At 69.2% G+C, this 19,350-nt stretch carries 21 protein-coding genes; 10 read left to right on the forward strand and 11 right to left on the reverse strand.

The features are described 5' to 3' along the window. Positions 1-13: 13 nt before the first annotated feature. The 3 genes from KXR53_RS14325 to KXR53_RS14335 all read right to left on the reverse strand — a co-directional run bounded on the left by KXR53_RS14325 (position 14) and on the right by KXR53_RS14335 (position 2,702). Positions 14-1,039, reverse strand: a complete 1,026-nt coding sequence (locus KXR53_RS14325) for a glycoside hydrolase family 3 N-terminal domain-containing protein (RefSeq protein WP_437375853.1) — start codon at positions 1,037-1,039, stop codon at positions 14-16. Between the two features lie 64 nt (positions 1,040-1,103). Continuing rightward, positions 1,104-1,586, reverse strand: a complete 483-nt coding sequence (locus KXR53_RS14330; protein ID WP_437375854.1) for a GNAT family N-acetyltransferase — start codon at positions 1,584-1,586, stop codon at positions 1,104-1,106. Positions 1,587-1,718: 132 nt separating this feature from the next. After that, the gene (locus KXR53_RS14335; protein ID WP_437375855.1) at positions 1,719-2,702 is read right to left on the reverse strand and encodes a LacI family DNA-binding transcriptional regulator; all 984 of its coding nucleotides are present in this window, start codon (positions 2,700-2,702) and stop codon (positions 1,719-1,721) included. A gap of 258 nt (positions 2,703-2,960) precedes the next feature. On the opposite strand from KXR53_RS14335, the gene KXR53_RS14340 reads away from it, so the two are divergent. The 7 genes from KXR53_RS14340 to KXR53_RS14370 all read left to right on the forward strand — a co-directional run bounded on the left by KXR53_RS14340 (position 2,961) and on the right by KXR53_RS14370 (position 10,799). After that, the gene (locus tag KXR53_RS14340) at positions 2,961-4,148 is read left to right on the forward strand and encodes an ABC transporter substrate-binding protein (protein ID WP_437375856.1); all 1,188 of its coding nucleotides are present in this window, start codon (positions 2,961-2,963) and stop codon (positions 4,146-4,148) included. A 49-nt stretch (positions 4,149-4,197) separates the two neighbouring features. Beyond that, on the forward strand, positions 4,198-5,073 hold the full coding sequence (locus KXR53_RS14345) for a carbohydrate ABC transporter permease (RefSeq protein WP_437375857.1): 876 nt from the start codon (positions 4,198-4,200) through the stop codon (positions 5,071-5,073). Then, a complete protein-coding gene (locus tag KXR53_RS14350; RefSeq protein WP_437375858.1) occupies positions 5,070-5,975 on the forward strand; it encodes a carbohydrate ABC transporter permease in 906 nt (301 codons plus the stop codon). Before KXR53_RS14345 ends, KXR53_RS14350 begins: the two co-directional genes overlap by 4 nt. A 4-nt stretch (positions 5,976-5,979) precedes the next feature. Beyond that, positions 5,980-7,065: an ABC transporter ATP-binding protein gene (locus KXR53_RS14355; RefSeq protein WP_437375859.1), complete on the forward strand. Its 1,086-nt coding sequence runs from the start codon at positions 5,980-5,982 to the stop codon at positions 7,063-7,065. Positions 7,066-7,091: 26 nt separating this feature from the next. Continuing rightward, positions 7,092-7,859 carry a sugar phosphate isomerase/epimerase family protein gene (locus tag KXR53_RS14360; protein WP_437375860.1) on the forward strand — a complete coding sequence of 256 codons (768 nt, stop codon included), beginning with the start codon at positions 7,092-7,094 and terminating at the stop codon, positions 7,857-7,859. Between the two features lie 189 nt (positions 7,860-8,048). Beyond that, positions 8,049-9,200, forward strand: coding sequence for a Gfo/Idh/MocA family protein (locus tag KXR53_RS14365; protein ID WP_437375861.1), 1,152 nt, complete (start codon positions 8,049-8,051; stop codon positions 9,198-9,200). Positions 9,201-9,404: 204 nt separating this feature from the next. After that, the gene (locus KXR53_RS14370; protein WP_437375862.1) at positions 9,405-10,799 is read left to right on the forward strand and encodes an FAD-binding oxidoreductase; all 1,395 of its coding nucleotides are present in this window, start codon (positions 9,405-9,407) and stop codon (positions 10,797-10,799) included. On the opposite strand, the gene KXR53_RS14375 is transcribed toward KXR53_RS14370, so the two are convergent. The 5 genes from KXR53_RS14375 to KXR53_RS14395 form a co-directional block, all read right to left on the reverse strand. Then, positions 10,796-11,518, reverse strand: coding sequence for a class I SAM-dependent methyltransferase (locus KXR53_RS14375; protein ID WP_437375863.1), 723 nt, complete (start codon positions 11,516-11,518; stop codon positions 10,796-10,798). The genes KXR53_RS14370 and KXR53_RS14375 overlap by 4 nt on opposite strands. 7 nt (positions 11,519-11,525) lie before the next feature. Continuing rightward, complete coding sequence (locus tag KXR53_RS14380) at positions 11,526-11,852, reverse strand: NIPSNAP family protein (protein ID WP_437375864.1); 327 nt, start codon at positions 11,850-11,852, stop codon at positions 11,526-11,528. A gap of 79 nt (positions 11,853-11,931) precedes the next feature. After that, the gene (gene der, locus KXR53_RS14385) at positions 11,932-13,344 is read right to left on the reverse strand and encodes a ribosome biogenesis GTPase Der (RefSeq protein ID WP_437375865.1); all 1,413 of its coding nucleotides are present in this window, start codon (positions 13,342-13,344) and stop codon (positions 11,932-11,934) included. Positions 13,345-13,357: 13 nt separating this feature from the next. Further along, the gene (locus tag KXR53_RS14390; RefSeq protein WP_437375866.1) at positions 13,358-14,680 is read right to left on the reverse strand and encodes an outer membrane protein assembly factor BamB family protein; all 1,323 of its coding nucleotides are present in this window, start codon (positions 14,678-14,680) and stop codon (positions 13,358-13,360) included. Between the two features lie 11 nt (positions 14,681-14,691). Then, positions 14,692-15,333, reverse strand: a complete 642-nt coding sequence (locus tag KXR53_RS14395) for a tetratricopeptide repeat protein (RefSeq protein ID WP_437375867.1) — start codon at positions 15,331-15,333, stop codon at positions 14,692-14,694. 384 nt (positions 15,334-15,717) lie between these two features. Here KXR53_RS14395 and KXR53_RS14400 point away from each other — a divergent pair, with 384 nt between their 5' ends. Next, positions 15,718-16,050, forward strand: a complete 333-nt coding sequence (locus KXR53_RS14400; protein WP_437375868.1) for a DUF2794 domain-containing protein — start codon at positions 15,718-15,720, stop codon at positions 16,048-16,050. A 31-nt stretch (positions 16,051-16,081) separates the two neighbouring features. Continuing rightward, positions 16,082-16,849, forward strand: coding sequence for an SDR family NAD(P)-dependent oxidoreductase (locus KXR53_RS14405; RefSeq protein ID WP_437375869.1), 768 nt, complete (start codon positions 16,082-16,084; stop codon positions 16,847-16,849). A gap of 289 nt (positions 16,850-17,138) precedes the next feature. Here KXR53_RS14405 and KXR53_RS14410 read toward each other — a convergent pair whose 3' ends face one another. From KXR53_RS14410 to KXR53_RS14420, 3 genes are all read right to left on the reverse strand, one after another. Further along, complete coding sequence (locus KXR53_RS14410) at positions 17,139-17,816, reverse strand: hypothetical protein (RefSeq protein WP_437375870.1); 678 nt, start codon at positions 17,814-17,816, stop codon at positions 17,139-17,141. Between the two features lie 30 nt (positions 17,817-17,846). Then, a complete protein-coding gene (locus tag KXR53_RS14415) occupies positions 17,847-18,080 on the reverse strand; it encodes a hypothetical protein (RefSeq protein ID WP_437375871.1) in 234 nt (77 codons plus the stop codon). Positions 18,081-18,166: 86 nt separating this feature from the next. Next, positions 18,167-18,361 (reverse strand): hypothetical protein, encoded by a 195-nt coding sequence (locus KXR53_RS14420; RefSeq protein WP_437375872.1) that lies wholly within the window; start codon positions 18,359-18,361, stop codon positions 18,167-18,169. A 418-nt stretch (positions 18,362-18,779) separates the two neighbouring features. Here KXR53_RS14420 and KXR53_RS14425 point away from each other — a divergent pair, with 418 nt between their 5' ends. After that, positions 18,780-19,139 (forward strand): HVO_A0114 family putative DNA-binding protein, encoded by a 360-nt coding sequence (locus tag KXR53_RS14425; RefSeq protein ID WP_437375873.1) that lies wholly within the window; start codon positions 18,780-18,782, stop codon positions 19,137-19,139. Positions 19,140-19,350 lie beyond the last annotated feature (211 nt).

A 19,350-nucleotide genomic window follows, 5' to 3' on the forward strand; every position in this document is an offset into this window, starting at 1 on the left:
GCGGTCCGTATCGTCAGGCCGCGGCCAGCAGCGCCTCGACCTCGGCGTGCAGCGCCGTGACGTCGGCGGCGGCCGAGCCCAGGCGCCGCTCCGCTGCCTCCAGCCGGGCGACCGCGGCGTCGCTCAGCGGCCGGGCCCGGGCGGCGGCGCGCTGCATCTCCGGCAGCTCGCCATGGCAGTGCAGGGCGATGTCGCAGCCGCCGTCCAGCACCTGGGCGACGCGGTCATGCACCTCGCCCTGAAGCGAATTCATGAACACGCAGTCGGAGATCAGCACGCCCTCGAAACCCAGGCGGCCGCGGATCACCTCCCGGGTGATCACCGGCGAGACCGAAGCTGGGCGGTCGGGGTCGAAGGCGCTGTAGACGACGTGGCTGACCATCGCCCAGGGCGTGTCGCGTAGCTTGGCGAAGGGCAGGAAGTCGGTGGCGTCCAGCGTCGCGGCGTCGGCCGTCACCACCGGCCGGGTCTTGTGGCTGTCCTCGGTGGCGCGGCCGTGGCCGGGGATGTGCTTCATCACCGGCATCAGCCCGACCTCGAGGAAGCCGTCCACCACCTCGCGGCCGAGGGCCGCCACCAGCTCCGGATCGCCGCCGAAGGCGCGCTCGCCGATCACCGCGTCGGCGCCGGGCAGCAGCAGGTCGAGGACGGGCGAGCAGGCGCTGTTCAGGCCGCATTCCCGCATCATCCGGCCCATGGCGACGGAGGACAGGCGGATGGCGCGCTTGGCGGCCGGCAGGTCCTTCTCGGCCAGCCGGCCGAAGCTGCGGAAGCTGCGGAACAAGGGCCAGGCGCCGGAATCGAGATGCGAGACGCGGCCGCCCTCCTGGTCGGTCAGCACCGGCGCGTCCGGCCGGCCCACCGCCTCGCGGAACGCGGCGCACAGGGCGCGCACCTGCTGCGGGTCCTTCATGTTGCGGCGGCCGAGGAACAGGCCGTAGGGGTTCGCCTCGCGGAAGAAGGCCAGCTCCTCCGCCGACAGTGTCGGCCGCTGGATGCCGAGGACGAGGGCGAGCGGACGGCTGGGTGCTGCGGTCACGTCTCTGAACCTCCCAAGTCTGCGATAGGGCCAGCCCGCTGCGATCGGGCCACGCCCCTTCGGATCACTCCGTCCTGGAGCCAATCATGCCGTGGTATAGACCACTTGTGGAACCCGGAATCGCGATCGCGCCGACGATTTTCTCGTAGAAGGCGGTCGGGCCGGCGCCGCCGATGACGGCGTAGGCGTAGCCCTGGTGGCGCATCGCCTGCATGGTCTCGCGCAGCAGGGCCTCGCCGATGCCCAGGCCGCGAGAGGCGGGATCGACGCCGGTCGGGCCGAAGAAGCCGCGGGCAGTGGCGTCGTGGCAGGCGAAGCCCAGCAGGACGCCGTCCTTGACCGCGACCAGGCAGCCGACCGGCTGATGGGCGAAGGCGACCTCGACCTCGCTGGCCCAGCGGTCGCCGAAGCGCTCCGCCACCCATTGCGCGACGGCGCGCTTCTCCGGTGCGATGGCGGGACGGATGGTGATCCCGGCCGCCGCCATCGCGTCGCGCGACGCCGTCGGCGGCTCCAGCGCATAGAGCTTGACCAGCATGTCGGTCATCCCCGCCTCCCCCTTATTCCACAATAACGAAGTATGTGACGTTATTGCGTTCCAACAGCTAAAGCCGGGAATGGTGCGGCGTCAATATCGGACGCGAAGCAGTCCGAGGAGAGGGGCGCCGATGCGGGTCGCTCAGGGCCGGCTGCTGCGCCGCTCGACCAGGGTGAAGGGCAGGGTGACGTCGCCGCCGGCGCCGGGTTCGCCGGCGACGCGGCGGCCCAGCAGCGCCATCGCCTCCGCCCCCATGCGGCGGCGCGGCTGGCGGATCGTGGTCAGCGGCGGCTCGTAGGTGCCGGCGAACTGGATGTCGTCGAACCCGGCCACCGCCACGTCCCGTGGCGCTTCGCGCCCGCTCCGGCGCAGCGCCCGGATGGCGCCGATCGCCATCTCGTCATTGCTGCAGAACACCGCGGTCGGCGGAGAGGGCAGGGCCAGCAGCGCCGCCATCGCCGCCTCGCCGCTCGGGATGGTGAAGTTGCCGTGGCGGATCAGCGCCGGCTCCGCCGCCAGGCCGGCGGCGTGCAGCCCGGCGCCGTAGCCGGCCAGGCGCTGCCGCGTCAGGATGTTGCTCTCCGGCCCGGCGATATGGCCGATGCGGCGGTGGCCGAGCCCGACGAGATGGGCCACGACCGCAGCTGCCGCGCCTTCGTTGTCGATGCCCACCACCGGCACCCGGCCGCCGGGGATCGCCTCCGACACCGCCACGATCCGGCCGTCATGATCGCGGTCGCGCTGCAGCCGGGGCGGCAGCCGGCCATTCAGCAGGATCAGGCCGTCGACCGCGCCGGTCAGCAGCTGGCCGGCATGCCGGTCCTCGCGCGCCGGGTCCTTGGCGGTGTTGCCGACCAGCATGCTGAAGCCGCGTGCCGCGGCCTCCTCCTCGATCCCCAGCAGCACCTCGGAGAAGAACGGGTTTCCGATATCCGGCACCAGCACCAGGATCTGCCGCGCCTCCTGCCGCCGCAGGCCGCGCGCCAGCGGGTTCACGGCATAGCCGGTCTGGCGCACCGCCGCCTCGATCCGCTCGCGCGTCTCGGGCGTGACCAGGGGCGAGCCGGTGAGCGCGCGGCTGACCGTCGCCACCGAAACCCCGGCCAGCCGGGCGATGTCGATCATCCTGGTGCGGTTCCGCCCATTTATGGGAGAGGACAATATTCGTTCCTCGATTCCGCGGTTGACGCCCCAATGTAATCGATTGTACGATCCGGTCAAAATACGGAATGTGCTGCAGTTCCAATGTTCGCTGCCCGTTCTGCGGGTGGTAACGGGTTCGATTGAGCCAGTGACCGAATAAATCGAGGGAGGAATCTTATGCGTTTTTCCCAGAAACTTCTGCTATCCGCCGCGTTTTGCAGTGCAATAGCGGTGGCGGGGGTGGGAACGGCGGCCGCGCAGACGGTCGACGTGGTCCATTGGTGGACCAGCGGCAGCGAATCCAAGGCGATCAACGTCTTCGCCGAGGAGTTCAAGAAGCGCGGTGGCACCTGGATCGATAGCGCCGTGGTCAGCGGCCAGGCGGCGCGCGCCTCGGCCATGAACCGGATCGCCGGCGGCGACCCGCCCTCGGCCGCGCAGTGGAACGCCGGCGTCGCCGTGCGCAAGCTGGCGGAGGAGGGGATCCTGACGGATCTCGACGACCTCGCCGCGGCGGGCAACTGGGAGAAGGTGCTGCCGCCGCTGATCGTCAAGAACAACACCTATGACGGCCACATCGTCGCGGTGCCGACCAACATCCACGGCAACAACTGGCTGTGGTACTCGACCAAGATCTTCTCCGAGGTCGGGGCCGAGCCGCCCAAGACCTGGGACGAGTTCTTCGCCGTGGCCGACAAGATCAAGGCCAAGGGCTATATCCCCTTCGGCCTGGGCGGCGAGCCGTGGCAGGAAGGGCTGCTGTTCGGCGTCATCCTGGCCGGCACCGCCGGCAAGGACGCCTACCGCAAGATCTATGTCGATCACGATGCCGAGCTCGCGGGCGGCCCCGGCACGGTGAAGGCGTTCGAGACGCTGCGCCGCCTCCAGGGCTATGTCGATGAGGGCCATGCCGGCCGGAAGTGGAACGACACCACCATGCTGGTCGCCAGCAACAAGGCGGCGATGCAGATCATGGGCGACTGGGCCAAGGGCGAGTTCGTGGCCGCCGGGCTGGCCCCGGGCAAGGAGTTCGGCTGCGTCCTGGCCCCGGGCGCTCAGGACGCCTACATCCTGACCGTCGACGTCTTCGTCTTCCCGAAGCTGCAGGACGAGGCCAAGGTCAAGGCGCAGAGGCTGCTGGCCGAGGTGATGATGGACCCGGCGGTGCAGGTCCGGTTCAATCAGTTCAAGGGCGCGCTGCCGGCGCGGCTCGACGCCGATGTCGGCACGCTCGACCCCTGCGCCCAGGCCGGCCAGAAGGTGCTGGCGGACGTCAACAACCAGATCCCGAACACCGCGCTGGGCTTCAACAACGACGTCGAAGGCCAGATCAACGATCTGGTCGCCCAGTTCTGGACCACGCCGGAAATGACGGCGGCGGACGCGGCCAAGCAGTTCGCCGACATCGTCGCCAACGCCGATCTCTGATCCCCACCGCTCCCGGCGGCCCGCCGCCGGGAGCCATCCGGGAGGGACCATGTCCGCGCTCCGCATCCGCTACCCGGCGGCCAAGGCCGTGATCGCGCCCACCGTCCTGATCATGGCGGTGTGCTTCTACGGCGCGATCCTGTGGACGATCTACATCTCCTTCACCCGATCCGGCCTGGTGCCGAACTACAGCTTCGCCGGCATCGGGCAGTATGTGCGCCTGTTCGGGACCGCCCGCTGGCACACCGCCTTCAGCAACATGTTCGTCTTCGGCGGGCTGTTCATCGTCGCGGCGCTGATCTTCGGCACGCTGCTGGCGATCCTGATCGACCAGAAGGTGCGGTTCGAAGGCGTGTTCCGCACCGTCTTCCTGTACCCGCTGTCGATGTCCTTCATCGTCACCGGCCTGGCCTGGCAGTGGTTCCTCAACCCGACCATGGGGTTGCAGGACTTCGTGCGCGGCCTGGGCTGGGAGAGCTTCACCTTCGACTGGATCGTCGATCGCGATAGGGCGATCTACACGCTCGTCATCGCCGCGGTCTGGCATTCTTCCGGCCTGATCATGGCGATCATGCTGGCCGGGCTGCGCGGCGTCGACCACGAGATCTGGCGTGCCGCCCGGGTCGAGGGCATCCCGCGCTGGCGCACCTATCTCTCGATCGTGCTGCCGATGCTGCGGCCGCTGATCGTCACCTGCGTCGTCCTGCTCGCGATCGCGGTGGTGAAGAGCTACGACCTGGTCGTCGCCATGACCAAGGGCGGCCCCGGCAACGCCACCGACCTGCCGGCCAAATTCGTGGTCGACCTGACCTTCGAGCGCGCCAATGTCGGCCTAGCCTCGGCCGGCGCGGTGGTGATGCTGGCGGCGGTGCTGGCGGCGCTCGCCCCCTATCTCTACATCGAACTCGGGCGGAGGAACCGATGACCGACGCCGTCGCCGTCGCCCTCCCGCGCGCCGCGCGCCGTCGCGCGCCGAGCCATGGCACCGCCGGGCGCCTCGGGCTCTACGCCTTCCTCCTGGTCTCGGCGCTGTTCTTCGCCATCCCGCTGCTGATCGCCTTCAACACCTCGCTGAAGCCGATGGACGAGATCCGCCAGGGCTCGCTCTTCGCCCTGCCGGCGGCGCCGACGCTGGAGGCCTGGGACAAGGCCTGGTTCTCGGCCTGCACCGGCCTGTTCTGCGACGGGCTGCATGTCGGCTTCTGGAACTCGATCAAGATCCTGGTGCCGAGCGTGATCCTGTCGATCCTGTTCAGCGCCTTGAACGGCTACGCCCTGGCGCAATGGCGCTTCCGCGGCGCCAACCTGATCCTGACCCTGCTGATGCTGGGCGCCTTCATTCCCTATCAGGTGATCCTCTATCCCCTGGTGAAGGTGTTCTCGACCCTGTCGCTCTACGGCACGCTGCCGGGGATCGTGCTGATCCACATCGTCTTCGGCCTGCCGGTGCTGACGCTAATCTTCCGCAACTTCTACGCCGGCCTGCCGGAGGAGCTGGTCAAGGCCGCGCGGGTCGACGGCGCCGGCTTCTTCCGGATCTTCCTGCAGATCATGCTGCCGATGTCGCTGAACATCCTCATGGTCGCCTTGATCCTGCAGGTCACCGGCATCTGGAACGACTATCTGCTCGGGCTGATCTTCGCCGGCCGCGAGAACCTGCCGATGACGGTCCAGCTCAACAACATCGTCAACACCACGACCGGAGAGGTCGAATACAACGTCGACATGGCGGCGACGCTGCTGACCGCGATCCCGCCGCTGCTCGTCTATTTCCTCTCCGGCCGGTATTTCGTCCGCGGCATCGCCTCGGGCGCCGTGAAGGGGTAAGCGCATGTCCTCCGGCATCTCGATCCGCCGCCTGAACAAGTCCTACGGCCCGCTGCACGTGCTGCGTGAGATCGACATCGAGGTCGATCCCGGCGCCTTCACCGTGCTGCTCGGCCCCTCCGGCTGCGGCAAGTCCACCCTGCTGAACGCCATCGCTGGCCTCGACGACGTCGATTCCGGCGAGATCGTGATCGGCGGCGTCGACGTCACCGAGGCGGAGCCGAGCGCCCGCGGCCTGGCCATGGTGTTCCAGTCCTATGCGCTCTATCCGACCATGACGGTGCGCAAGAACCTGTCCTTCGGGCTGCGCGTCAACCGCGTGCCGAAGGAGGAGGTGGAGAAGCGCGTCGCCTGGGCCGCCGACCTGCTGCAGATCCGCGAGCTCCTGGACCGCAAGCCGGCCCAGCTCTCGGGCGGGCAGCGCCAGCGTGTGGCGATCGGCCGGGCGCTGGTGCGCGACGCCAAGGTGTTCCTGTTCGACGAGCCGCTGTCCAATCTCGACGCCAAGCTGCGCACCGAGATGCGGGTCGAGATCAAGCGCCTGCACCAGGAGCTCGGCACCACCATCATCTACGTGACCCACGACCAGGTCGAGGCGATGACGCTGGCGACCCGGATCGCGGTGATGAAGGGTGGGCAGGTCGAGCAGTATGCCGACCCGCAGACGCTCTACGAGAAGCCGGCGTCCCTGTTCGTGGCCGGCTTCGTCGGCTCCCCGGCGATGAACTTCCTGCCGGGCACGGTGGTCCAGTCCGACGGCATGGCCGCCCGGATCGACGGCCACGACCTGCCGCTCGGGGCCTATCCCTTCCTGTCCGAGCCGGCGGCGGGGGACGAGATCGTGCTCGGCTTCCGGCCGGAGGATATCGGCCTGGCCGATGACGGCGCGCCGGGCGTCCCGGTCGAGGCGCCCCTGATCTTCACCGAGCCGATGGGTGCCGACACGCTGGCCTGGTTCAACCTGGCCGGCAAGCGCGTCTCCGTCCGCCTGCCGCCGCAGCGGGCGCGGGCCCTGTCGGGCGGGGCGCGCCTGGCGCTCGACCTGTCCAAGGCCTCCCTGTTCAGCACTGAGACCGAACGCCGGCTGTGACGCCGGGGTCAAACCAAGAGGAAGCGATGTCCACTCCGGATGTGATCTCCATCCAGCTCTACAGTCTCCGCAACTACGGCGATCTCGACAAGCAGCTCGACGCCGTGGCCGCCGCCGGCTACCGGCATGTCGAGACGATCCAGTCGCATTTCGACGATGCCGCCGGCACCCGCCGGAAGCTCGATGTCCGCGGCCTGACCGCCTCCTCCGGCCATATCGGCCTGCCGGCGCTGCGCGAGCGGCTGGACTGGGTGGTCGAAGGCGCGAAGACGGTCGGCATCACCCAGCTGTTCATGCCGGCGCTGCCGACGGAGGAGCGCAAGGGCGGCGGTGAGCACTGGCGCCGCGCGGGGCAGGAGCTCGGCGAGTTCGCCGCCCGTCTCGCCGACCGCGGCATCAAGCTCGGCTACCACAACCATCATTGGGAGCTGGAGGCGATGGAGGACGGTCGCCCGGCGCTGGCGCATTTCTTCGACGGCGCCGACGGCCATCCGCTGACCTGGCAGGTCGACGTCGCCTGGCTGGCGCGCGGCGGCGCCAACCCGTCCGACTGGCTGGCGAAAGAGAAGGCGCGGGTGACCTCGGCCCATGTCAAGGACATCGCCCCGGCCGGCCAGAAGACCGACGAGGACGGCTGGACCGATGTCGGCACCGGCACGCTCGACTGGCCGCGGCTGTGGCGCGAATGCCGGGCGGCGGGGGCCGAGTGGATGGTGGTCGAGCACGACAACCCCAAGCACCCCGACGCCTTCGCCAAGGCCAGCTTCGACTTCCTCAAGGGCCTGCCGGCCTGATCGTCCTGGAGACCATCGGCCGGAGCCACCCACCCCATCCATTCACTGTCATGCCCGGGCTTGACCCGGGCATCCAGAGGGCGTCGACACCTTCTGGATTGCCGGGTCAAGCCCGGCAATGACAGGTGAGGGAAGGGGTGAGGGGGCGGGCCGGCCGATCCGACCGCACCACCCCCGGAGACACGACCCATGACCCCCGTCACCCTCGGCATCATCGGCTGCGGCAACATCAGCGATGCCTATTTCCGCGGCGCCGCCGGCTCCAGCCTGGTGCGCGTCAAGGCCTGCGCCGACCTGCGCCGCGAGGCCGCCGAAGCCAAGGCCCAGCAATACGGCGTGAAGGCGCTCTCGGTCGACGAACTGCTGGCCGACCCGGAGATCGAGATCGTCATCAACCTGACCGTGCCGCTGGCCCATGCCGCGGTCGGGCTGCAGATCGTCGCCGCCGGCAAGCATGTCTATTCCGAGAAGCCGCTGGCGGCGACGCTGGTCGATGCCCGTGCCCTGGCCGAGGCGGCGGCGAAGGCCGGAATCCGCGTCGGCTGCGCCCCCGACACCTTCCTCGGCGGCGCCCACCAGGCCTGCCGGCGGCTGATCGACGAGGGCCGCATCGGCCAGGTGGTCGGCGGCGCCGCGGCGGTGATCTCGCGCGGCATGGAGAGCTGGCACCCGAACCCCGAGTTCTTCTTCAAGCCGGGCGGCGGCCCGATCCTCGACATCGGCCCGTACTACGTCACCCAGCTGATCAACCTGCTCGGGCCGGTCAGGCGGGTGGCGGCAGTCGCGACCAAGGGCTATCCGACCCGCAAGGTCACCAGCGAGCCGCTGAACGGCCAGATCATCCAGGTCGAGGTGCCGACCACGGTCAATGGCGTGCTGGAGTTCGAGAGCGGCGCCAACATCTCGCTGACCGCCTCCTGGGACGTGTGGAAGAACAAGCGCATCCCGTTCGAGATCTACGGCACCGAGGGCTCGCTGCTGGTGCCGGACCCGAACTTCTTCGGCGGCGCGCCGCAGGTCACCGCCCAGGGCGGCGACTGGCAGGATGTCGACATTTCGGCCCACCCCTTCGGCACGCCGAACCGGCCGCTGAAGGACGGCCGGTCGGTGGCCGACTACCGCATCATCGGCGCGCTCGACATGGCGGTGGCGATCCGTGAGGGCCGGCCGCACCGCGCCTCGGGCGAGCTGGCGCTGCACGCGCTGGAGGTGATGGAGGCGTTCGGCCGCTCCTCGGCCGAGGGCCGGCACGTGGTGATCGAAAGCGTCTGCCAGCGGCCGGAGCCGGTGCCGCTGGGTGCCGACGAGTCGGTCTTCGTCGCCGCCCGCAAGGCGGCTTGAGCCGGCTTCAGGCATCGACAACCCCCTCCCCCTAACCCCCTCCCGCGAGGGGAGGGGGAGGATAATAAGGGTCGTTCCCTTTTCACTCTCCCCCTCCCCCTGCGGGAGGGGGTAGGGGGAGGGGGCTTGTGCCGTTATCTCCGGCCCGGCCTTGATCCATGCGGCCGGCCCCGCCATTCTCGGCCGTCACCGACCGGGGATGCCATGACCACCGCCCTCGACACCGCCTTCCTCGCCCGCCTCGACGCGCTGCTCGGTCCGGGCGGGTTGATGCAGGGCGAGGCCTTGGCGGGCACCGATCCCGGCTACCATCCGGACAACCTGGCGGCCGGCGTGCAGGCCTCGCCTCGCAGCATCGAAGAGGCGGCGGCGGTGCTGGCGCTGTGCCATGAGGCCGGCGTCTCCGTCGTGCCCCATGGGGGCCGCACCGGCCTGGTCGGCGGCGGCGCCTCGCGGCCCGGGCAGATCGTGCTCAGCACCCGCCGGCTCGACCGGATCGTCGAGATCGACACCGCCGCCCGCCTCGCCGTGGTCGAGGCCGGGGTGAACCTGCAGCGCCTGCAGGAGGCGGCGGCGGAGCATGGCTTGACCCCCGGCATCGATCTCGCCGCCCGCGGCTCCGCCACCATCGGCGGGATGATCGCGACCAATGCCGGCGGGATCGAGGCGTTCCGCCGCGGCACCATGCGCCACCGCGTGCTCGGCCTCGAATTCCTGCGCGCCGACGGCGCCGTGGTCTCCGACCTGGTGCGGGTGCTGAAGAACAACACCGGCTACGACCTCAAGGATCTGATCGCCGGGTCGGAGGGCACGCTCGGCATCGTCACCCGCGCCGTGATCCGGCTGGAGCGGCTGGTGCCGCCGGCGGCGACGGCGCTGGTCGCCTGTGCCTCGGCCGAGGCGGCGCTGACCGTGGCCGGGCGGCTGCGCGACCGCTTCCCCGGCCGGCTGCGCGCGCTGGAGATCATGTGGCATGCCTATGCCGAGACGGTGGCGCAGGAGCATGGCCTGGCGCTGTCCGGCTTCGGCCTCGACCCGGCGCCGGTCTATCTCCTGACCGAGGCCGAGCAGGACCCCGACATCGACATCGCCGCGGCGATGGAGGCCGAGATCGGGGCGCTGTGGCAGGAGGGGGCGGTCACCGGCGCCGCCCTGGCGCAGAACGAGCGGCAGCGCGAGCTGTTCTGGCGCATCCGCGACGATTCCGACGCGATCGGCCGCGCCTGCCCGGACGCCAAGACCTTCGACATTTCGGTGCCCCTGTCGGCACTGCCCGGCTATGTGGCGCGGATCCGGTCGGACCTGGCAGCGGCCTTCTCTCCGGCGATGCGGGTCTATGTCTTCGGCCATCTCGCCGACGGCAACCTGCACGTCATGGTCGGGGACCGGCCGGACGGATCCGGGCCGCGGATCGAGGCGATCCTCTATGACGGGTTGGCCGAGGCCGGCGGCTCCTTCTCCGCCGAGCACGGCATCGGGCTGGAGAAGCAGGACGCTTTCCGCCGTTACGGCGACCCGGCGCGGCGGGCGGCGATGGCGGCGGTGAAGGCGGCGCTGGATCCGAAGGGCATCCTCAACCCGGGGAAGATCCTGTCCTAGGCGAGCGGCCGGGCCTTCAACCACAGGAACAGCGGCAGCCGCGTCCATTGCTGCAGCAGGGCGCTGCCGTCCGGATGGTCCGGCTGCGGCTCGCGGATCGAGGTGATGGCGAGGCCGGCGGCCTCCAGCGCCGCGGCATAGGCCTCGAGCGGCTGCGACCAGCCGGCGAAGTCCATGCGCAGCCCGTCGCGCTCCTCGCTGCCCTCGAAGCGCACCCGGCCGTAATAGCTGCCTTCGAAGACGAAGGGTGCGTCCGGCTCCGGCCCGGCGAAGCGGCCGCGGTCGCGGAACGGATGAACCAGCGACACCATCAGCGTGCCGCCCAGCCGCAGCACGCGGCGAATCTCACGCACCGCCGCCGGCACGTCGTCGACATCCATCAGCATGTTGTAGGCGACGACCAGGTCGAAGCGGCCGTCGGCGAAGGGCAGGGCGGCGGCGCTGGCCACGGCATAGTCATGCGCCGACTCCGCCTCGGCCGCGATCTCCACCAGCTCGGCCACCGCGTCGGCGGCGGTGACGCGGTAGCCCAGCGCCTTCAGCTCGCGCGACACGCGGCCCTCGCCGCAGCCCAGATCCAGCGCCTCGCCCGAACCGCGGCCGATATAGGCGACCAGCGCCTCGCGATAGGCCCAGAAGGCGTCGTGGCCCGGCCGCCGCGCCCAGGCCGTCCAGTCCCGGGCGACGCGGGCCCAATGCTCCCGATCGGGCGAGGTCATCGGCCGGCTACCTGACCTTGGAGAAGGCGGTCGGCTTCAGGATGGCGTTGGTGACGCGGGCCACGATCGGGCCGTCGCGCTCGGTCCCGGCGCGCTTCTCCTGCCATTCCGGATCGGCCTGGAAGGCGGCCCATTTCTGCTCCCGCTCGGCCAGCGACTCCCATTCCAGCAGATAATACAGGGCCTGGTTGCTCTCGCCGATCTCAACCGTCCAGAAGCCGGCCTGGCGGATGCCGAATCGGTCCCAGATCTTCAGGGTGATGGTCTCGAAGCGGTTCAGCAGCGCCGGCAGCTTGCCCGGGGCGCAGTGGTAGACGCGCAGCTCGTGAATCATCCGATCTCCTCCCAAAAGGGATCGGACTCTGGCCCCGCCGCGGCCCGATTGCAATCGTCGGGCAAAAACGCGGAGGCGGTCAGCTCTTGTCGGCGTAGGGGTTCTTGGGCTGGCGCAGCACCATCCGGATCGGCACGCCGGTGAGGCCGAAGCTCTCGCGCAGCCCGTTCACCAGATAGCGCAGATAGCTCTCCGGGAACTCCTCGGCCTGGGAGACGAACAGGGCGAAGGTCGGTGGCCGGGCCTTGACCTGGGTGATGTAGCGGATCTTCAGGCGGCGGCCGCGCACCAGTGGCGGCGGATGCGCCTCCAGCATCGCCGGTAGCCAGCGGTTCAGCGGCCCGGTGCGCACCCGGCGGTTCCACACCTTGTGGATGTCCAGCACCGCGTCCATCAGCTTGTCCAGCTTCTGGCCGCGCAGGGCGGAGATGGTGACGGTCGGCACGCCGCGGACCTGGGGCAGGGAGGTCTGCATCCGGTCGCGCAACTGCTGCAGCGCCGCGGCATGGTCCTCGACCGCGTCCCATTTGTTGACCGCGATCACCAGGGCGCGGCCTTCCTCGATCACATGCCGGGCGATGGTCAGATCCTGCTTGTCCAGGATCGCCGCGGCATCCAGCAGCAGCACGCAGACATGGGCCAGCCGGATCGTCTCCAGCGTCTCGCCCACCGACATGAACTCGACCCGGTCGTCATGCCTGTCGATCCGGGCCTTGCGCCGCAGCCCGGCGGTGTCGACCAGATGGATCGCCTGGCCGCGCCAGGTCCAGTCGACGCCGATGGCGTCGCGGGTGATGCCGGCCTCGGGGCCGGTCAGCACCCGCTCCTCGCGCAGCAGCGCGTTCATCAGGGTCGATTTGCCGACATTCGGCCGGCCGACGATGGCGAGGCGGATCGGCCGCGTCAGGTCGCGCTCCGGGTCGACCGTGTCGCCGTCGCCTTCCTCCTCCGGCATGGCGTCGTCCTCGCCGTCCGCTTCGGCCGCGCCGCCGTCCTCGGCTGGCATCAGCGGCCGCAGCGCCTCGGCCAGGTCGGCCAGCCCCTCGCCATGCGCGGCGGAGATGCCGATCGGCTCGCCCAGCCCCAGCGACCAGGCCTCGTGCATTCCGGCCTCAGCGGCACGGCCCTCGCATTTGTTGGCCAGCAGCAGCACCTGCCGGCCCTGCCGCCGCAGCCATTGCGCGAAATGCTTGTCCAGCGGCGTCACCCCGGCGCGGGCGTCGATCAGCATCAGCGCGACGTCGGACTCGCGCAGCGCGATCTCGGTCTGCTGCCGCATCCGCGCTTCGAGGCTGTCGTCGAACGCCTCCTCCAGGCCGGCCGTATCGATCACGCGGAAGCGCAGATCGGCCAGCTTGCCCTCGCCGATCCGGCGGTCGCGCGTCACCCCCGGCGTGTCGTCGACCAGCGCCGAGCGCTTGCCCACCAGCCGGTTGAACAGCGTCGACTTGCCGACATTCGGCCGGCCGATGATGGCGAGGGTGAAGGACATGCGCTCGATCTGCTCAGCGATAGGCGGTCAGCGTGCCGCCCGTGCTGAGAATATACAGGGTCCCGTCGGCGACAACCGGGGTGATCCGCGTCGGGTCGGTCTCGAAATGGCCGGTGACCTCGCCGGTCCTGGGCGAGATCAGCACGCCCTGGCCGGTCGAGCTGGCCAGCAGCAGCGTGTCGCCGGCCAGGACCGGGCCGGTCCAGGTGATCGGGCCTTCCTTGTCCTCGGGGTCGGTCCAGCGTTCCAGCTCGCGGGTCCAGCGCACCTTGCCGGTGTTGCGGGCCAGCGCCACGACCACGCCGTCGGTGGTGACGAGATAGATGGTGTCGCCGGCCACCCAGGGCATCTGCGTGCCGCTGATCGGCTGCTCCCAGACCGCGACGCCCGAGCGCATGTCGATGCCGACCGCCTGGTTGCCGTGGCTGACCGCGACCACCAGGTCGCCGTCGACCGCCGGCGGGGCGGTGATGTCGGCGAGGCCGGCCAGCGCGCCCGCGGCGCGGGCGGCGCCGCCGCCGACATTGGCCGACCACACCGGCCGGCCGTTCTCGATCCGCAGCCCGTACAGCTCGCCCGAGGAATAGGGCACCACCACCACGCCGGCGTCGACCGCGGCGCTGCCGCCGCCGAGCAGGGCGGAGGATTCGGTGATGCCGGCGTGGTTCCACACCTCGGTGCCGGTCTTGGCGTCCAGCACCTCGGTCTGGTTGTCGATGGTGATGGCGATCAGGCGGCCCTGGGTCACGGTCGGCGCGCTGCGCACCGGCCCGGCCAGCTTGCTGCGCCAGATCAGGCCGCCGTTGTTCGGGTCGACCGCCACCGCCTCGCCGAAGCCGGTGGTGGCGTAGACCACCCCGTCGGCATAGGCGGCGCCGCCGCCGATCGGCACGCTGTCCTGCTCCGGATCCGCCACCCGCACCCGCCAGTTCGACCGGCCGGTGCCGGCGTCGATCGAGTTTAGCCGCCCGGCGGCGTCGGTGACGTAGACCTTGCCCTCGGCGACCACCGGGCTGCTCAGCAGCGCGGTCGTGCTGCTGTCGCCGGTGCCGATGCTGGTGCTCCACACCCGTTGGAACGGGATCTTCAGCGCCAGATTGCCGTTGACGTGGTTGACCGCGCCGCCCGGGTTGCGCCAGTCGGGGTTGCTGCGTATCCCGGGCAGCACGCTGGGCTGCCCGGCATCGGCCGCGGGCTGCAGATCCTGGGTGCGGCTGATCACCGGGATGCGTTCGCCCGGCAGCGGGGTCTTCTCGTCCTTGAACCAGCCGCAGGCGCCGAGCAACCCGGCGAGCGCAACGATGGAGACCCGGGTCGGCAGGTGGCGTCGCCGCATGGCGTGATCCCTCAATTGCTCGAAATGGCGAGGAGCTGGTCGGCCCGGCTGCGCACGCCGGGGGGCGAGGCCGGGTCCTTCGCCAGCGCCTCGAAGAGCTCGCGGGCCTTGGCCTTGTCGCCCTGGCGCAGGGCCAGGAGGCCCTGCAGCTCGCGCGCCGAGGCGCGCCAGGGCGAGCCGTCGGCGGCCAGGGGCGCCAGCTCGTCATTCAGCGCCGCGGGGTCGCCGTCGTCGAGCCGGGCCGTCACCGCATAGAGGCGGGCCAGGTCGCGCACCACCGGGTTGACGCCGCTGTTGCCCACGATCTGCTCATAGATCTTGCCGGCCTCGTCGCGCTTGCCGGCGTCGAGATCGGCGCGGGCCTCCAAGAGGCGGGCCAGCGCCGCCCGGTCGGCGCTGCTGTCGGCGGCGACGGCGGCGTAGATCGAGGCGGCGTTCTGCGGGTCGGCGGCGGCCTGCTGCTGGGCGTCGACCAAGGCCCGGGTCTGCGACTGCGCCTGGCTCTGGCTGTAGCTGCGCCAGCCGACGAAGGCGGCGGTGCCGAGGACGATCGCGACCGCGCCGGCGATGATCAGCCTGCCGTAGCGGTTCCAGATCGCCTTGACGCGATCCTCGCGCAGGGCTTCGTCGACTTCGCGGAAGATATCGCTCATCACCAGGTTCCGAACAGGGCGCCGCCTCGGCCGGGCGTCGCGGCCGAGCCGCCTTACGTAGACGATTGGTTCCGGGAAGACAATGCAACGGTGTGGCGATATCAGGGCAGTCAACCCGAACCGGCATTCATCTTACGCATTGCCTCTCCCGCTTGCGGGAGAGGTCGGAGACGCGAAGCGGCTCCGGGTGAGGGAGTTTGTCGAGGTCAGTGCCAGCCCTCACCCGGTCTCGCTACGCGAGCCCGACCTCTCCCGCCACGCGGGAGAGGCAAAAGAGAAACGATCGGACCTATCAACAGCAACGCGCGGCGGCTGGACGCGCGACCGGATTCGGCCGACACTCGGCAGACCGACTCAACTGTGTCGAGGCTTCTCGTCCGGCGCATGTCGCAGGTTCTCGATCTCTCGCAGATACGGCGCCGCCGCGGGCGCGTCTATTTCAACCGCGGCGAGCTCGGCCAGCTCCTCAGCCTCTATTTCGACCGCGTCGCCGCCGGCGAATGGCGCGACTACGCGATCGACCACGGCGTCGGCATCGCCGTGTTCAGCGTGTTCCGCCACAGCCAGGACCGGCCGCTCTACGGCATCGCCAAGGTGATGGGCACGCAGGGCACGGAATACTGCGTCTACGAGGGCAAGCACCGGCTTCGCCGCGGCCGCACCCTGGCCGAGGTGCTGGAGCTGTTCGAACGCCGGCTGACGCTGGTCCGCGACTGACCTGATTCTCCCCTTCTCATTCGGGCGCATCATGACCGATATCACCCTCTATCCCAGCCTGCAGAACCGGGCCGTGCTGATCACCGGCGGCGGCTCCGGCATCGGCGCCGCCCTGGTCGAGCATTTCGTGCGCCAGAACAGCCGGGTCGTGTTCTGCGACATCGATGCGGAGTCGTCGCAGGCCCTGATCGAGCGCCTGGCGGGCGAGGGGCTGCCGGCCCCGGCCTTCCTGCCCTGCGACCTGCGCGACATCGACGCGCTGCGCGCCATGGTGCGGGCGGCGGAGGCGGCGGTCGGCCCGATCCGGGTGCTGGTGAACAACGCCGGCCACGACCAGCGCCACAGCATCGACGAGGTGACGCCGGAGTACTGGGACGACCGGCTGGCGGTGAACCTGAAGCACCAGTTCTTCATGGCCCAGGCGGTGCGGCCCGGGATGCGCGACGCCGGCGGCGGCTCGGTGATCAATTTCGGCTCGATCTCCTGGCGCGCCGGGATGGGCGGCATGCCGGCCTACACCACGGCCAAGGCGGCGATCGAGGGGCTGACCCGCAGCCTGGCGCGCGACCTCGGGGCCGAGGGCATCCGGGTCAACTGCGTGCTGCCCGGCGCGGTCCGGACCGAGCGGCAGGTGAAGCTGTGGTACACGCCGGAATATGTCGAGCGGATCATGGCGTCGCAATGCATCAAGGGCTTCGTCGAGCCGGACGACATCGCCCGCATGGTCGCCTTCCTCGCTTCGGACGACGCCCGCATGTGCACCAGCCAGATGTATGTGGTGGACGGCGGGTGGATCTAGAGCCTTTTGGAAATGCACCAGGCGCGGCCGTCTGACGGCGGACTCGAAGCTTCCGGTGCTCACGGACTATAACGTCCGCTGCGCTCCGGTTCTCGAAACCACCGCCAGCCGACTCACGCCAGCCTATTTCAAAAAGGGCTCTGATACCGGCGAACTCACTCTGCCATCCCGGGCGCGGCGCAGCGTGGGCGGCATGGAGTGATGCCATAAGCGATCAAATGGGTGGGTGCTGCGCCAACAGCACCCACTCCTACGTCACCGCCCGTCTCCCGCCGTACCGGCTGCTGCATTAGCGCCGGCCCGTTTCGATCTGGTTGAGATCACCGACTAGACGAACTAGGAAGTCGTCCGGCAGCCCGAGCGCAGATGCCGGACGGCCGAAGCCGGTCGCAAAATCGAGCTTGGCGCGGGCGGACGCTGTCCGTTCCCGCGCAATCGGCGCGGGATCGGCCTTCGCGGTATCGGCAAGCTGGCGTGCCGCCGCAAAGCAGGCCAGGGCCTGGGCCTCGGATGTCGGCTTGGTCGTGCAAGTTTCGTCGGTCGCGGTCTTCGTCATCGTCCAACGGACGGCCAAGCGGACCGGGTCGAAAGAATCAATCCGGATGCTCGGATACTTTGCCTTTGCGATCGCGACGCTAAGCCTGCCGATCTGTTCGGGCTTCCAGGTGGTCTCGCCGCGGTAGCGCAATCCCCACTGTAGCTGGAATTCGGCGAGCTTGATGCCTGTCTCGGTCCCGTGAGTGATGAACCTCGCCGCCGAGCTAAAGCAGTCGTCGGCCTGCGTCCGGTTCGTCGGATTGTATGTGCAATGCGTCGCTTCGTAGAGCGCCGCTTGCCGCGCCTTCTCCTGGGCCGCCTCACGGCTCGCGAGCCAGCTAGAGCCGCCGATATAGACGGCGGCGCCGACGACGCCCGCGACTACGCCAGCGACGACCGCCGCGGCGATGATCGCCAGCTTCGTGCTCATTCAATTCGCTCCATATTCGTTGCCTAGATACTAGGTCATTCCGGGTCTGGTTTCTGGCAGCGCAACCGGCAGGTGGAAGCCGATCCGGCCGAGATCCGGACGGGGGCCGAGCGACAAATCGGCGAGCTGATGGCAGCGCAGCGCGAGGCGGGGTTGATGGATCTCGGTGGCCGTCCGGTTGCGAAAACCGGGTCGGAAGCGGCCCCGGTTTCCAAGCCGATCCCTTTCGCCGAGGCCGGCATCGAGGACACAGTAGCGAAACATAGTATTTTCCCGAGGATTATTTACCGATGAGGCTGATCGAATCGATTTGCAAATGATCTTGGTTGCCGCGCGATCCGGTGCGGCTTTCATTTCGTTAATGTTGCAAACAGAAACACATATCGATCGATGCTTTCATCGCGTAGGTCAGAGACTTTGACTTCCGCAAGGCAGCCTTTCCGAATGATCTGCCCGGCGGCGCGAGCGGGAAGGGTCGCCAGAGCGAGGCAGGCCGCAGCGGCAACAACAGCACCGCCCATAGCGCGTGCAATCCAAAAATTCATGATTGAAATCCAGGTAACTGACTAACTTCCGCTCAATGTACCACAAGGCAGCTTGAGTGGCAGTGTTGACCGCGCAGGGACGCACCGCGCGGACAAGTCGCGAGCGCCAGCGCCGGCCTGTCGCCGGGCAGCGGCGGGGCATCGTCATCATTGGGACGCTGGTCAGGCGCTTCCCTGCCTGTCGATCACGCCGCATCCCTGGCCGGCTGCTGTTCGTCGGCCCGGCCATAATCTGCAAGAGCCGCTGGCTCCAGGCAGCCGAGGGCTGCGACGCGCGCTCAGGCTCGAAAGTGAACGTGTCGCAGTGCTTTTTCGTCCCGCGCCGGCTTTCCGCGTAAAATCCAATTGTGAAGCCGACCGGCGAGTGACGCGACGACGGTTCCGCCGCCTGATATATTACCAGGACCAACGTCACCGCTTGGATGGGAAAACCGCCTTCACCACTGTCACGATCGGCGTAGCTTCAATCGAGGAAACCAAGGCGCGTCTTGCCGACGCATTCCAGGGCCGGGTGCAAGGCGCACGGATCGACTTCGCTTCATTCGATCTGCTGCACCGCGTGCTTACGCCGCAACGCTGGGCCCTCATGCAAGCCATGCTCGGCCGGGGACCGCTCCCGGTGCGGGATGTTGCTCGCCGGGTCGGGCGCGACGTAAGGGCCGTCGAGCGCGATATCCGAGCCCTGATCGAGGCCGGCTTGATCGACCGGGCCGAGGCCGGCTGCGTTGTCTGTTTCTTTGATGCGTTGCAACTCGACGTTACGCTTTCCGCGGCCTGACCGTCCGTTAAGTCCGATAGGCCTCGCTCATGCCGGCCACCGCCCCGGCATGGCATCGCTAGTCCTGGCGTAAGCCGGTTCGAACTGTGGACCGAATATGTGGACCGGATTCTCCGATCAGGCCGGAAAGTCGCAGAAATAAAGGAATTTTGGCCGCCTGACGGCGGGAGAGGTCGAAATCGTGTCAGCGATTTCGGGAGGGGGGCTCCGG

Source organism: Inquilinus limosus (assembly GCF_051487185.1).
In the GTDB taxonomy this organism is placed as follows: Bacteria; Pseudomonadota; Alphaproteobacteria; order DSM-16000; family Inquilinaceae; genus Inquilinus; species Inquilinus limosus_F.

Coding starts and splice junctions, on each gene's coding strand:
- KXR53_RS14330 (WP_437375854.1), bottom strand. CDS start 1,586: ATGACCGACATGCTGGTCAAGCTCTATGCGCTGGAGCCGCCGACGGCG.
- KXR53_RS14335 (WP_437375855.1), bottom strand. CDS start 2,702: ATGATCGACATCGCCCGGCTGGCCGGGGTTTCGGTGGCGACGGTCAGC.
- KXR53_RS14345 (WP_437375857.1), top strand. CDS start 4,198: ATGTCCGCGCTCCGCATCCGCTACCCGGCGGCCAAGGCCGTGATCGCG.
- KXR53_RS14350 (WP_437375858.1), top strand. CDS start 5,070: ATGACCGACGCCGTCGCCGTCGCCCTCCCGCGCGCCGCGCGCCGTCGC.
- KXR53_RS14355 (WP_437375859.1), top strand. CDS start 5,980: ATGTCCTCCGGCATCTCGATCCGCCGCCTGAACAAGTCCTACGGCCCG.
- KXR53_RS14360 (WP_437375860.1), top strand. CDS start 7,092: ATGTCCACTCCGGATGTGATCTCCATCCAGCTCTACAGTCTCCGCAAC.
- KXR53_RS14365 (WP_437375861.1), top strand. CDS start 8,049: ATGACCCCCGTCACCCTCGGCATCATCGGCTGCGGCAACATCAGCGAT.
- KXR53_RS14370 (WP_437375862.1), top strand. CDS start 9,405: ATGACCACCGCCCTCGACACCGCCTTCCTCGCCCGCCTCGACGCGCTG.
- KXR53_RS14375 (WP_437375863.1), bottom strand. CDS start 11,518: ATGACCTCGCCCGATCGGGAGCATTGGGCCCGCGTCGCCCGGGACTGG.
- KXR53_RS14380 (WP_437375864.1), bottom strand. CDS start 11,852: ATGATTCACGAGCTGCGCGTCTACCACTGCGCCCCGGGCAAGCTGCCG.
- der (WP_437375865.1), bottom strand. CDS start 13,344: ATGTCCTTCACCCTCGCCATCATCGGCCGGCCGAATGTCGGCAAGTCG.
- KXR53_RS14390 (WP_437375866.1), bottom strand. CDS start 14,680: ATGCGGCGACGCCACCTGCCGACCCGGGTCTCCATCGTTGCGCTCGCC.
- KXR53_RS14395 (WP_437375867.1), bottom strand. CDS start 15,333: ATGAGCGATATCTTCCGCGAAGTCGACGAAGCCCTGCGCGAGGATCGC.
- KXR53_RS14400 (WP_437375868.1), top strand. CDS start 15,718: ATGTCGCAGGTTCTCGATCTCTCGCAGATACGGCGCCGCCGCGGGCGC.
- KXR53_RS14405 (WP_437375869.1), top strand. CDS start 16,082: ATGACCGATATCACCCTCTATCCCAGCCTGCAGAACCGGGCCGTGCTG.
- KXR53_RS14410 (WP_437375870.1), bottom strand. CDS start 17,816: ATGAGCACGAAGCTGGCGATCATCGCCGCGGCGGTCGTCGCTGGCGTA.
- KXR53_RS14415 (WP_437375871.1), bottom strand. CDS start 18,080: ATGTTTCGCTACTGTGTCCTCGATGCCGGCCTCGGCGAAAGGGATCGG.
- KXR53_RS14420 (WP_437375872.1), bottom strand. CDS start 18,361: ATGAATTTTTGGATTGCACGCGCTATGGGCGGTGCTGTTGTTGCCGCT.